The sequence below is a fragment of the Amycolatopsis sp. Hca4 genome (assembly GCF_013364075.1).
Lineage (GTDB): Bacteria > Actinomycetota > Actinomycetes > Mycobacteriales > Pseudonocardiaceae > Amycolatopsis.
The window spans coordinates 9,282,702-9,295,739 of record NZ_CP054925.1 but is presented as its reverse complement, the minus strand read 5'-3'; the positions used below and the strand labels follow the sequence as shown (position 1 = coordinate 9,295,739).

At 70.4% G+C, this 13,038-nt stretch carries 10 protein-coding genes and 1 pseudogene; 5 read left to right on the top strand and 6 right to left on the bottom strand.

Going from position 1 to position 13,038, the window contains the following annotated elements; genetic code table 11:
- Positions 1–6: 6 nt before the first annotated feature.
- The 4 genes from HUT10_RS42385 to HUT10_RS42370 are packed head-to-tail and all read right to left on the bottom strand — an operon-like array spanning position 7 to position 5,223.
- Complete coding sequence (locus tag HUT10_RS42385; protein ID WP_176176344.1) at positions 7–1,605, bottom strand: acyl-CoA carboxylase subunit beta; 1,599 nt, start codon at positions 1,603–1,605, stop codon at positions 7–9.
- A complete protein-coding gene (locus tag HUT10_RS42380; RefSeq protein ID WP_176176343.1) occupies positions 1,602–2,750 on the bottom strand; it encodes an acyl-CoA dehydrogenase family protein in 1,149 nt (382 codons plus the stop codon). Before HUT10_RS42380 ends, HUT10_RS42385 begins: the two co-directional genes overlap by 4 nt.
- On the bottom strand, positions 2,747–4,435 hold the full coding sequence (locus HUT10_RS42375; RefSeq protein WP_176176342.1) for an acyclic terpene utilization AtuA family protein: 1,689 nt from the start codon (positions 4,433–4,435) through the stop codon (positions 2,747–2,749). Before HUT10_RS42375 ends, HUT10_RS42380 begins: the two co-directional genes overlap by 4 nt.
- Positions 4,432–5,223: a TIGR03084 family metal-binding protein gene (locus HUT10_RS42370; protein ID WP_176176341.1), complete on the bottom strand. Its 792-nt coding sequence runs from the start codon at positions 5,221–5,223 to the stop codon at positions 4,432–4,434. The genes HUT10_RS42375 and HUT10_RS42370 overlap by 4 nt, the downstream gene beginning before the upstream one ends.
- 140 nt (positions 5,224–5,363) lie before the next feature.
- Here HUT10_RS42370 and HUT10_RS42365 point away from each other — a divergent pair, with 140 nt between their 5' ends.
- The 4 genes from HUT10_RS42365 (at position 5,364) to HUT10_RS42350 (ending at position 11,068) form a co-directional block, all read left to right on the top strand.
- On the top strand, positions 5,364–6,203 hold the full coding sequence (locus HUT10_RS42365) for an enoyl-CoA hydratase-related protein (protein WP_176176340.1): 840 nt from the start codon (positions 5,364–5,366) through the stop codon (positions 6,201–6,203).
- On the top strand, positions 6,200–6,784 hold the full coding sequence (locus HUT10_RS42360) for an acetoacetate decarboxylase family protein (protein WP_176176339.1): 585 nt from the start codon (positions 6,200–6,202) through the stop codon (positions 6,782–6,784). The genes HUT10_RS42365 and HUT10_RS42360 overlap by 4 nt, the downstream gene beginning before the upstream one ends.
- A gap of 284 nt (positions 6,785–7,068) precedes the next feature.
- On the top strand, positions 7,069–9,978 hold the full coding sequence (locus tag HUT10_RS42355) for a ribonucleoside-diphosphate reductase subunit alpha (RefSeq protein WP_176176338.1): 2,910 nt from the start codon (positions 7,069–7,071) through the stop codon (positions 9,976–9,978).
- 16 nt (positions 9,979–9,994) lie between these two features.
- Positions 9,995–11,068, top strand: a complete 1,074-nt coding sequence (locus HUT10_RS42350; RefSeq protein ID WP_176176337.1) for a ribonucleotide-diphosphate reductase subunit beta — start codon at positions 9,995–9,997, stop codon at positions 11,066–11,068.
- A 50-nt stretch (positions 11,069–11,118) separates the two neighbouring features.
- Here HUT10_RS42350 and HUT10_RS42345 read toward each other — a convergent pair whose 3' ends face one another.
- Both HUT10_RS42345 and HUT10_RS42340 read right to left on the bottom strand, forming a co-directional pair.
- A complete protein-coding gene (locus tag HUT10_RS42345; protein ID WP_176176336.1) occupies positions 11,119–11,574 on the bottom strand; it encodes an NUDIX hydrolase in 456 nt (151 codons plus the stop codon).
- Positions 11,575–11,588: 14 nt separating this feature from the next.
- A pseudogene (locus HUT10_RS42340) lies at positions 11,589–11,986 on the bottom strand (pyridoxamine 5'-phosphate oxidase family protein).
- 81 nt (positions 11,987–12,067) lie between these two features.
- Between HUT10_RS42340 and HUT10_RS42335 the strand changes: the two are divergent.
- A complete protein-coding gene (locus HUT10_RS42335; RefSeq protein WP_176176335.1) occupies positions 12,068–13,033 on the top strand; it encodes an AraC family transcriptional regulator in 966 nt (321 codons plus the stop codon).
- The last annotated feature ends 5 nt before the right edge of the window (positions 13,034–13,038 follow it).

The following is a 13,038-nucleotide window of genomic DNA, read 5'->3' as shown; positions in this document are numbered from 1 at the left end:
GCTCGCTCACATCCGGAAGACGCCGAAGCCCTCGGCGCCCTTCACTGGTCCATTGTGGATCGCGGACAGGCTCAGGCCCAGCACGGTACGGGTGTCGCGCGGGTCGATGATGCCGTCGTCGTAGAGCATGCCGGAGAGGAACATCGGCATCGACTCGGCTTCGATCTGCCCCTCGACCATGGCCCGCATGGCCTTGTCGTGCTCCTCGTTGTACTCCTGGCCACGGCTCTCGGCGGCCGCGCGAGCCACGATCGACAGCACGCCGGCCAGCTGGGCCGGGCCCATCACCGCGGACTTCGCGCTCGGCCAGGCGAACAGGAACCGGGGATCGTAGGCACGGCCGCACATGCCGTAGTGGCCGGCGCCGTAAGAGGCTCCCATGAGGACGGACAGGTGCGGCACCTTCGAGTTCGACACCGCGTTGATCATCATCGCGCCGTGCTTGATGATCCCGCTCTGCTCGTACTCCTTGCCGACCATGTAGCCGGTCGTGTTGTGCAGGAACACCAGCGGCGTGTGGATCTGGTTGGCCAGCTGGATGAACTGCGCGGCCTTCTGCGACTCCTCGCCGAACAGCACGCCCTGCGCGTTGGCCAGCACACCAACCGGGTAGCCGTGGATGCTCGCCCAGCCCGTCACCAGGCTCGACCCGTACAGCGGCTTGAACTCGTCGAAGTCGGAGCCGTCGACGACGCGGGCGATGACCTCGCGCGGGTCGAACGGCACCTTGAGGTCGGTCGGCACGATGCCGAGCAGGTCCTCGGCGTCGTACAGCGGCTCGGCGTAGTCCGGCTTGGGCGTCGGCCCCTGCTTGGTCCAGTTCAGCCGCTTGACGATGTTCCGGCCGAGGCGGATCGCGTCGGCCTCGTCGACGGCCAGGTAGTCGGCCAGGCCCGACGTCCGCGCGTGCATCTCGGCGCCGCCGAGCGACTCGTCGTCGGACTCTTCGCCGGTGGCCATCTTGACCAGCGGCGGCCCGCCGAGGAACACCTTGGCGCGCTCCTTGACCATCACGACGTAGTCCGACATGCCCGGCAGGTACGCCCCGCCCGCGGTCGAGTTGCCGAAGACCAGCGCGATCGTCGGGCAGCCCGCGGCCGAGGCCCGCGTGATGTCGCGGAAGATCCGGCCGCCGGGGATGAAGATCTCCTTCTGCGTCGGCAGGTCGGCGCCGCCGGACTCGACCAGGTTGATCGACGGCAGCCGGTTCTGCGCGGCGATGTCCGCGGCCCGGAAGCTCTTCTTGGTCGTCCACGGGTTGCTCGCGCCGCCCTTGACCGTCGGGTCGCTGGCCGAGATCAGGCACTCGACGCCTTCGACCACGCCGATGCCGGTGACCAGGCTCGCGCCGACGCGGTAGTCGGTGCCCCAGGCGGCCAGCGGCGACAGCTCCAGGAACGGCGAGTCCTCGTCGAGCAGCAGCTCGATGCGTTCCCGCGCGAGGAGCTTGCCGCGCTTGCGGTGCCGTTCGACGTACTTCTCGCCGCCGCCGGCCACGGCCTTGGCGTGCTCGGCGTCGATCTCGGCGAGCTTCTCCAGCATCGCCTCGCGGTTCGCGCCGAACTCGGCGGCCCGCGTGTCCACTGTGGACCTCAGAGCAGTCACGAGGTGTATCCCAATCGCTTCGCGGCCAGGCCGGTGAGGATCTCGGTGGTGCCGCCGCCGATGCCGAGGATCCGGACGTCGCGGTAGTGGCGCTCCACTTCGGACTCGCGCATGTAGCCGAGCCCGCCGTGCAGCTGGACGGCCTCGTTGACCACCCATTCGGCGGCCTCGACGGCGGTGTTCTTGGCGAAACAGGCTTCGGCGATGACTTCCTCGCCCGAGACGTGCCGGATCGCGGCCTGCCGGGTGTAGGTGCGGGCGACGTCGACCTTCCGCGCCATCTCGGTGAGCTTGTGCTGGACGACCTGCCGCGAGATGAGCGGGCGGCCGAACGTCTCGCGCAGCCGGCACCAGTCCAGCGTCAGGTCGAGCGCCCGCTGGGCGTGCGCGTAGGCCTGCACGGCCAGCGACAGCCGTTCGGTGACGAACTGGGTGGCCACCTGCGCGAAGCCGCTGTTCTCGGCCCCCACCAGGTTTTCCGACGGCGCCCGGACGTCCACGTAGGACAGCTCGGCGGTGTCGGAGCAGAGCCAGCCCATCTTGTCGAGCTTGCGGCTCACCGTGAACCCGGGCGTGCCGCGTTCGACGACGATCAGCGAAAGCCCGTGCGCGCCGTCGCCGCCGGTGCGGACCACGGTCGTCACGAAGTCCGCGCGGCAGCCGGAGGTGATGAACGTCTTGGCGCCGTTGATGACGTACTCGTCGCCCTCGCGGACGGCGGTGGTCCGGATGCCGGCGACGTCGGAGCCGCCGTCGGGCTCGGTGACGGCGAGCGAGCCGATCTTGGCGCCTTCGAGCGTCGGCCGCACCCAGCGTTCGACCTGCACCGGGTCGCCGGCCTCGGCGATGTGCGGGACGGCGATGCCGCAGGTGAACAGGGAGGCGAAGAGGCCGCCGGAGCCACCCGCGTAGTGCATCTCCTCGGCGACGACCAGCGCGTCGAGGTAGTTGCCGTCGCCGCCACCGATCTCCTCGGGGAACGCGACACCCAGCAGGCCGAGTTCCCCGGCCTTCCGGTGCAGGTCGCGCGGCAGCTCGCCGTCGCGCTCCCAGTCGTCGAGGTGCGGCAGGACCTCCTGCTCGACGAACCTGCGGACGGTCTTGCGCAGCTCGGCCCGTTCGGGCGTCCGGAAGGGGTCGGTCACCGCAGGACCTCCGGGACGTCGATCTCCCGCGACCGCAGCCACTCGCCGAGGGCCTTGGCCTGCGGGTCGAACCGCGCCTGCGAGGCGACGCCCTCGCCGAGGATGCCTTCGACGACGAAGTTCATCGCCCGCAGGTTCGGCAGCAGGAAGCGGGTCACCGGCAGGTCCGCGGTCTCGGGCAGCAGCCGCTTGAACTCGGCGACGGTCAGCCGGTGCACCAGCCACCGCCACGCCTGCTCCGAGCGCACCCAGACGCCGACGTTGGCGTTGCCGCCCTTGTCGCCGCTGCGGGCGCCGGCGATCGTGCCCAGCGGCACCCGCCGCACCGGCCCGTGGTCCAGGGGTTCGGGCAGCGCCGGTTCATCCACTTCGGACAGGTCCTGAGTGGATGCCGAAGGCGCTATGTCGACTCGCATGCCGTCGGGCAGCACGGCGACGTGCGGCACCTTCGCCGCGTCCACGTAGGCCGCGGTGTAGACGCCGTAGGGCGAGGCGTCCGACGGCGGCGCCGTCACGTGGAAGCCGGGGTAGCTCGCCAGCGCGAGTTCGACGGCCGCGCCGGTGAACGCGCGCCCGGCCACCTTCGGATCGGCGTCCTTGACGGCGACGTGCAGCAGTGCGCTGGCGGTCTGCTCGGTGTCGGCGTCGCGGTGGTCGGTGCGGGCGAGGGTCCACCGGACGTCCGCCGGCGGCCGGTCCTTCATGGACGTTTCGAGCTGTTCCCGCACCAGGGCGGCTTTCGCCTCGATGTCGAGTCCGGTGAGGACGAACGTGGTCTCGTTGCGGAATCCGCCGAGGGTGTTGAGGGCGACCTTCAGCGTCGGCGGCGGCGCTTCACCGCGGACGCCGGAGATGCGGACGCGGTCGGGGCCGTCTTCGGCCAGCGTCAGCGTGTCGAACCGGGTCGTCACATCGGGTCCGGCGTACCGCGCGCCGGTGATTTCGTAGAGCAGCTGCGCGGTGACCGTGCCGACGTTCACCACACCCCCGGTTCCGGGGTGCTTGGTGATGACGCTGGAGCCGTCGGCCTCGATCTCGGCGATCGGGAAGCCGGGCACGCCGAGGCTGTGCTCGGTGAAGAAGGCGTAGTTGCCGCCGGTGGCCTGGGCACCGCACTCGATGACGTGCCCGGCGGCGACCGCGCCGGCGAGCGCGTCGAAGTCGTCGCGGGCCCACCCGTAGTGCGCGGCGGCCGGGCCGACGATGACGGAGGCGTCGGTGACGCGGCCGGTGACGACGACGTCGGCGCCCGCGTTCAGGCACTCGGCGATGCCCCAGGCGCCGAGGTAGGCATTGGCGGTCAGCGGTTTCCCGAGGTCCAGCTCCTCGGCGCGCTGCACGAGGTCATCGCCTTCGACGTGCGCGATCTTCACGTCGAGGCCCAGTTTCGCCGCCAGTTCCCGGAGCGCGTCGGCCAGCCCGGCGGGGTTGAGCCCACCGGCGTTGGCGACGATCTTGACACGCTTTTCCCGCGCCAGCCCGAGGTTCTCCTCCATCTGGCGCAGGAACGTCTTGGCGTAGCCGCGAGTGGCGTCCTTCATCCGGTCGCGGCCGAGGATCAGCATGGTCAGCTCGGCCAGGTAGTCGCCGGTCAGGACGTCGAGCGGGCCGCCGGTGAGCATCTCGCGGACGGCGGAGAACCGGTCGCCGTAGAAGCCCGAGGCGTTGCCGATGCGGTAGGTCATGTGAACTGCCCCGGCTTCCGGCCGTTTCCGGGCGGCCCTGCGAACGCCTGCGCGACGCCCAGCCACTCCTCGACGTCGGCGCCGTGGGCGACCAGGTCGGTGTCGGCCGGGTGCCGCCGCTGGGTGACGACCAGGCAGAAGCCGACCGCGCTGCCGGTGAGCTTCTGCTCGGCGTCCTCGGGCCCGAACGCCCAGGTGGAGCCGTCCGGCGCGGTCAGTTCGACGCGGAATTCCTCTGTCGGCGGAGCGAGGGAGTTGACCTTGTAGGCGAAGTCGCGGGTGCGCGTGCCGAAGCGGGCGATGTGCCAGAGGCGCGCGGTGGGCTCGCGGGTCAGGCCGAGGGCGTCGAAGATGTCCTGGCCGTGGGCCCAGGTCTCCATCATCCGCGCGGTGGCCATCGAGGCGGCGCTCATCGGCGGCCCGTACCAGGGCAGCTTCTGCCCGTCCGGCACGGCCGCCAGGGCTTCGGCCAGCAGCGCGCGGCCTTCGCGCCAGTCTTCGAGAATCTCCCGAGGCGGCCGCTGCGCTCCGGCCGCGGCGCCGTCGTCGACGTACGTCTCCCCGGTCTTGAGGAGCTCTTCGACCTCGGCCTGCCAGTCTTCCGGGTGCGCCGCCGCGATCAGTGACTTCCGGTCGGTCCAGGCCAGGTGCGCGATCTGGTGCGCGATCGTCCACCCTTCGGCAGGTGTCGCGCGCGCCCAGTCCGCCGCGGGCAGGCCCGCGACCACGTCGTCGATCGTCCGTGCTTCCGCGTCGAGATCCCCGAGGATCACGCCGAGGTCCGCCATCGCCCGCCTCCTTGCGTCCTGGCCGCCAGCGTGGCACCGGCCGACAGAAAAATCAAGCACGCCTGATTGTTTCGCCGCGGACGCTGGGTACCCACTATTGACATCTTGCCAGTAGCGTCGCGCTGCAATAGCTTCGTCGCATGGCCGACTACGCCGAGATCACCTACGCCGTGGCGGATCGGGTTGCCACCGTCACGCTGAACCGGCCCGAGGCGCGCAACGGCTACACGATCCGGATGGCCGACGAGCTCGGTGCCGCCATGGACCGCGCCGATCGTGACGAAGACGTCCGCGTCGTGGTGCTGACCGGGGCGGGCAAGGACTTCTGCGTCGGCGCGGACCTCTCCCGGGGCGGCTTCGACTTCGACCCCGACGAGGGGCCCGGCAGCGCATGGCAGGAGCCCGCCGGCCGGTGCTCGAAGCGGATCTTCACCATGAACAAACCCGTGATCGCCGCCCTGCACGGGGCCGCCGTCGGGGGCGGGCTCACCATCACGCTTTCGTGCGATTACCGGCTCGCCTCGGAGGACTCGCGGTTCGGCTTCGTGTTCACCCGCCGCGGCATCTACCCCGAAGGCGCCTCCGCGTGGTTCCTCCCCCGGCTCGTCGGGATGGGGACCGCGCTCGACTGGATGATCAGCGGGCGCGTCTTCACCGCGGCCGAGGCCCTCGAAAAAGGCCTGGTGCACAAGGTCTTCCCCACCGGAACCGTGCTCGACGAGGCCTACCGGATCGCCCGGGAGATCGTCGAGACGACCGCGCCGGTCTCGGTCGCCGTCACCCGGCAGCTGCTCTACCGGATGGCCAGCGCCGAGTCGCCGTTCCCGGTGCACCGGGTCGACTCGAAGCTGATCGGCGGCCTGGGCGCCAGCCCGGACGCCGTCGAGGGCGTGCTGTCCTTCCTGCAGAAGCGGCCGCCGTCCTTCGGCATGCGCGTCGACAAGGACCTGCCCGACCACCTGCCCTGGCTGGAGAAATGACCCCGTACCCGCCGCAGCCCTGGAACCTCGTCGCCGACGCGCACGTGTCGATCTGGCGGGTCCCCGCGCGCGAGGTGCACCCGGGCGCCCTGTCGGTCGCCGGGTACACCAGCGTCTTCACCGCCTGGATCGCCTACCGCGAGCCCGGGCAGCTCAGCTACCACGAGCTGCTCGCCGCCGTCCCGGTGCGCGGGCCGCGGACCACCTGCACGATCACTCAGATCTGGGTCGACTCCGAAGTCTCCCTCGCCGGCGGCCGCGAACTCTGGGCCATCCCGAAGGACCTCGCCGCCCTGCAGTTCACCGACCGCACCTTCACCGCCGCCACCGGCGACGACTGGATCGCCACCGCGGCCTTCACGCCCCGGCCCGGCTCGCCGCTCGCCCTGCCCGGCCGGTTCGACGTCCTCCAGGACCGCGACGGCACCCCCGTGCGGACCCCCGTCGGCGCGAAGATCCGGCCCGCGCTCGCCGCGGCGGACTGGACGGTCAACGCCCGCGGCCCGCTCGGCTACCTGGCCGGCCGCCGGCCGTTCCTGAGCCTCGCCCTGCCCGCCACCGTGCTGCGGTTCGGCGCCTGAGCGCCGTCTTCCAGCGTGCGCTCCCGGCGGTCCCCGAAGCGGCCTGCCCGGGCCGTGAGCAGCACCTCTGGGTGATCACGTAACCCGGCAGGGTGAGGGCTCGCGACACGCCATTTAGGGGCCCGTGCGGGCGATCACCCCAACATGTAGTCTCTCAACACCGGCAGCCCCCAGCGACGGGGAGACCGCTGCAGAGGGTCGCCGGGCAGCTTTGAAGAACCTGCAGCGCACGGCCTCGCGAGGTCGTGCGGCGATCGAACGCGCCCGAAAACTTGGAGACACGCATGTCAGTCGATACCGGTCAGCGGCCCTCCGGGACCGCCTCACCCACCGCGATCCGGGTCATCCGGCGGGACGGCAGCGTGTCGCCGTTCGACGCCGGCAAGATCTCGGTCGCGCTGACCAAGGCGTTCCTCGCGGTCGAGGGCGGCGACGCCGCCGCGTCCTCCCGCGTGCACCACGTCGTCGCCGAGCTGACCACGCAGGTCGAGGCGTCCCTGCTGCGCCACGCCGGCCCCGAGACCGCCCTGCACATCGAGCAGATCCAGGACCTGGTCGAACTCGCGCTGATGCGCGGCGAGCACCACAAGGTCGCCCGCGCCTACGTCCTCTACCGCGAGGAGCGCGCGAAGGCCCGCGAGGCCGCGAAGCCGGCCGCCGCCGAGGTCGCGCTGAACGTCAAGGGCACCGACGGCGTCCTGCGCCCGCTCGACTGGGCCCGCGTTTCCCACGTCGTGGGCGAGGCCGTCGCCGGCCTGGACGACGTCACCGCCGAGCCGGTGCTGGCCGAGACCAAGCGCAACCTCTACGACGGCATCAGCGCCGACGAGCTCGCCCTGGCCCAGATCATGGCCGCCCGGGTGCTGGTCGAGCAGGAGCCGAACTACTCCTACGTCTCCGCCCGCCTGCTGCTGGACAAGCTGCGCGGCGAGGCGCTGAGCTACCTCGCGAAGAAGCCGCGCCAGGCCAGCCAGGACGAGATGGCGGCCGAGTACCCCGCGTACTTCCGCGCCTACCTGCGCCGCGCGATCGAGCTGGAACTGGTCGACGGCGAGCTGCAGCGCTTCGACCTGGACAAGATCACCGCCGCGATCCGCCCCGAGCGCGACCTCGACTTCGGCTTCCTCGGCCTGCAGACGCTGTACGACCGGTACTTCCAGCACCACGACGGCACCCGGTTCGAGCTGCCGCAGGCGTTCTTCATGCGCGTCGCCATGGGTCTCGCCATCCGCGAAGACGATAGGGAATCTCGTGCCATCGAGTTTTACGAGCTGCTGTCGAGCTTCCACTTCATGGCTTCGACGCCGACGCTGTTCAACTCGGGCACCACGCGCCCGCAGCTGTCGTCCTGCTTCCTGACCACGGTGGACGACGACCTGGACTCGATCTTCCAGGCGTACAAGAACAACGCGCTGCTGGCCAAGTACTCGGGCGGCCTCGGCAACGACTGGACCCCGGTGCGCGGCCTCGGCGCGCACATCAAGGGCACCAACGGCCAGTCGCAGGGCGTCGTGCCGTTCCTCAAGATCGCCAACGACACCGCCGTCGCGGTCAACCAGGGCGGCAAGCGCAAGGGCGCGGCCTGCGCGTACCTCGAGACCTGGCACGTCGACATCGAGGAGTTCCTCGACCTGCGCAAGAACACCGGTGACGACCGCCGCCGCACCCACGACATGAACACCGCGAACTGGGTGCCCGACGAGTTCCTCCGCCGCGTCGAGGCCGACGCGCAGTGGACGCTGTTCTCGCCGAACGAGACGCCGGACCTGCACGACCTCTACGGCAACGAGTTCTCGCAGCGCTACCGCGAGTACGAGGCCGCCGCCGACCGCGGCGAGATCAAGGTGTTCCGCCGCGTCCGCGCGGTCGACCTGTGGCGCCGGATGCTGACCATGCTGTTCGAGACCGGCCACCCGTGGATCACCTTCAAGGACCCGTGCAACCTGCGCTCGCCGCAGCAGCACGTCGGCGTGGTGCACTCGTCCAACCTGTGCACCGAGATCACGCTGAACACCAACAGCGAAGAGGTCGCGGTCTGCAACCTCGGCTCGGTGAACCTGCTCAAGCACGTCACCCCCGAGGGCCTGGACACCCAGCGCCTCGAAAAGACCGTGCGCACCGCCGTCCGCATGCTGGACAACGTGATCGACATCAACTTCTACACGATCCCGGAGGCGCGCCGCTCCAACCTGCGCCACCGCCCGGTCGGGCTGGGGCTGATGGGCTTCCAGGACGCGCTGTTCGAGCTGGGCCTGCCGCTGTCGTCGGAAGCCGCCGTGCAGTTCGCCGACACGAGCATGGAGCACATCTCCTACTACGCGATCTCGGCGTCGACCGACCTCGCCGAGGAGCGCGGCCAGTACCAGTCGTTCGAGGGTTCGCTGTGGAGCAAGGGCATCCTGCCGATCGACTCGATGCAGCTGCTCATCGACGCGCGCCAGGGTGACAACCTCGACGTCGACCTGTCGACCACTTTGGACTGGGCGCCGCTGCGCGAGCGGGTCAAGACCGTCGGCATGCGCAACTCCAACATGATGGCGATCGCGCCGACCGCGACGATCTCCAACATCTGCGGCGTCGGCCAGTCGATCGAGCCGCTGTTCCAGAACCTGTACGTCAAGTCGAACATGTCCGGTGACTTCACCGTGGTGAACCCGCACCTGGTCCGTTCGCTCAAGGCGCGCGGGCTGTGGGACGAGGTCATGGTCAGCGACCTGAAGTACTTCGACGGCAGCCTCGGCCAGATCGACCGCGTGCCGGACGACCTGAAGGCGCTGTACGCGACGGCGTTCGAGATCGAGTCGAAGTGGCTGGTGGACGCGGGTTCGCGGCGCCAGAAGTGGATCGACCAGGCGCAGTCGCTGAACCTGTACATCGCGGCGCCGAGCGGCCGCAAGCTCGACCAGCTGTACCGCTACGCGTGGCACAAGGGCCTCAAGACCACGTACTACCTGCGGGCGCAGTCCGCGACGCACGTGGAGAAGAGCACCCTGCGCGGCACCGACGGCAAGCTGAACGCCGTTTCGGCCACCCCGGCTCCGGCCGCGGCGGCCCCGGCCCCCGCCCCGGCTCCCACGCCGGCGCCTGCTCCCTCGCCGTCGCCTTCGCCGAAGCCCGAGCCGGACGTCGACTTCGTGGCCACCGAAGGCGCCGCCTGCCGCATCGACGACCCCGACTGCGAAGCCTGCCAGTAAAGGAATCCCTGCAGAAATGACCAACGTGGAGACGACGGACGCGACCGGCCTCGGGGAGATCGAGGTCGGCGCCGCCCGGATCAACGTCGACGACAAGCGCATGATCAACGCGCGCGCCGACGTCAACCAGCTGCTGCCCATGAAGTACAAGTGGGCGTGGGAGAAGTACCTGGCCGGCTGCAACAACCACTGGATGCCGACCGAGGTCGCCATGCAGGCCGACATCGCGCTGTGGAAGTCGCCGGACGGCCTCACCGAGGACGAGCGGCAGATGCTCAAGCGCAACCTCGGCTTCTTCGCCACGGCGGAGTCGTTGGTGGCCAACAACATCGTGCTCGCGGTGTACCGGCAGATCACCAACCCCGAGTGCCGCCAGTACCTGCTGCGCCAGGCGTTCGAGGAGGCCGTGCACACGCACACCTTCCAGTACATCTGCGAAAGCCTCGGCCTGGTCGAGGGCGAGCTGTTCAACATGTACCGCGAGGTCCCGTCCATTTCGGACAAAGACGCGTGGGCGCTGAAGTACACGCAGAACCTGGAGAACCCGGACTTCGAGACGGGCACGCCGGAGGCCGACCAGGCGTTCCTGCGTGACCTGGTCGCGTTCTACGTGATCTTCGAGGGCATGTGGTTCTACACCGGCTTCGCGCAGATCCTGTCGCTGGGCCGCCGGAACAAGATGGTCGGCATCGCCGAGCAGTACCAGTACATCCTGCGCGACGAGTCGATCCACCTGAACTTCGGCATCGACTGCATCAACCAGATCAAGATCGAGAACCCGCACCTGTGGACGCCCGAGTTCCAGGAAGAGGTCCGCGGGATGCTGAAGGAAGCGTGCGAGCTGGAGGTCGCGTACGCCCGCGACACGATGCCGCGCGGCATGCTCGGGTTGTCGGCGCAGCTGTGCGAGCAGTACATGCACTTCATCACCGACCGCCGGGCGCAGCAGATCGGGCTCGCACCGATCTTCGGGGAGACGGAGAACCCGTTCCCGTGGATGTCGGAGGCGATGGACCTGAAGAAGGAGAAGAACTTCTTCGAGACCCGCGTGATCGAGTACCAGTCGGGCGGCGCCCTCGACTGGGACTGAGGTCCCGGTGAAAACTCGGCCCCGCCCTGGTCCGCCAGGGCGGGGCCGCTTCACGTCAGCGTTCGCGCGGCGATCTCCGCGTCGAGCGGGCTGGTGTCCGGGTCGACGGGCTCGCGCGGCGACCACCACCGGAAGCCGAGTCCTTCCTCGCCGAGGGTCAGCCGGGGCACGGCTGTCACCTCGGCCCGGTAGACGGCCAGGAATTCCCGGCGCCCGGGATCGACCAGGTCGAACTCGGCGACGGCGGCGAAAGCCAGCGCCACGCCGTGGATGCCGGTCTCCTCCCCCAGCTCGCGCACCGCGGCTTCCCGGGCGGTTTCCCCGGCTTCCCGCATTCCGCCGGGCAGTTCCCACTGCCCGCGGCGCTTGTCCAGCATCAGCAGGACGGCACCGGCGTGGCCGACGACGACCAGCGAGGCGGCCACCGGCGGCAGCTCGCTTTCGGCGACGCGGCGCACGGCGAGCAGCGCGTTGCCCGCCCGGTCGCGCAACGGCAGTCCGGCCACCTCTCCCCCGCGTCTCAATAGGTGTAGCGGCGCACGGACTCCGGGTGGATCACCAGCCGCAGCAGGTCGCTCTTCAGGATCGCCTCCAAGTCCGCCCTCCGCGTCGGATCTTCCAGATCCCAATACCGGGCCGCCAGCCGGGACGCCAGTTCGTGGGCGCCGTCCGGTTCGAGCGAGACCCGGCCCGCGATCGACACCCAGCGCTCCCGCTCCCCCACCGGCGCCGCGACCACGATCGACGCTCGCGGATCACGGCGGGCGCGCCGGACCTTCAGCGCGTCCGGCTCGGTGAACAGCTGGATCGTGCCGTCGTCGGCTGCTTCGAACCAGACCGGGCGGGGCTCGGTGGCGGCCACCGTCAGGAAGCCGTGCAGGGCCGGCGGAGGAACTCGAGGTCGTCGGGAGTCAGCATGCCTCCAGTCAACCGGACCCACCCGGACGATCCCATAGGTGAAACCCGCGAATCCCTGTCCGATCGTCTAACGTCGGGGGCGTGGACGACCTCTTCCGCGACGTGCGGGCCCACGGCTCGCTCTTCGGCAGCTCCACCCTCTCGCCCCCGTTCTCCCTGCGCTTCGTCGACGGCCCGCCGCTGACCCTGTGCACGGCGCTCTCCGGCGGCGGCTGGATCGTCCCCGAGCACGGCGAGCCCGAGCCGCTGAACGCCTACGACACCGTCGTCGTGCGCGGGCCGGGCACCTTCAGTTTCGTCGACGAGGTCGGCACCGCCGCCGAACCCGTCGACTGCGGCGAATTCTGCGCCGTCCCCGAACTCGGCGGGACGCGGTACCGGCGCGGCTGGCGTGCCGAGGGGGCGGGCCCGACCACGCTGATCGTCGGCGCCTACCCGATCGGCAGCGAGGTCGGCCGTCCGCTGCTCGACGCCCTGCCCGTCGTGCTGCGCGTCGCCGGCGGTGGGACCGGGGACGCCGTCCTGGACCACCTCGCCGCCGAAGTCTCCGTCGATGCCCCGGGCCAGCAGGTGGTGCTCGACCGGCTGCTCGACTGGATGCTCGTCTGCACCCTGCGAGCGTGGTTCGACCGCCCCGGCGGCGAACCGCCGTCGTGGTGGACGGCCCGGCGCGACCCGGTGGCCGGCCCCGCGCTGCGCCTGCTGCACGAGGAACCCGCCGCGCCGTGGACGGTCGCCTTACTGGCCGAGAAAGCCGGGGTGGCCAGGTCGACGCTGGCCAAGCGGTTCGCCGAGCTGGTCGGCGAACCGCCGCTGACCTACCTCACCCGGCGCCGGATGGCGCTCGCGGCGGACCTGCTGCTCGAGCGGCCCGCCGCCACCGTCGCGGAGGTCGCCCGGCAGGTGGGGTACGCCGACGCCTTCGGCTTCAGCGCGGCGTTCAAGCGGGTCCGCGGTGTCACGCCGAGCGAACACCGGCGACCGGCACCACCCGAAAGGACGGCGACCCAGGTGTTGTCAGACTGTCAACAAGCGGGCATGGTGTAGAGGCC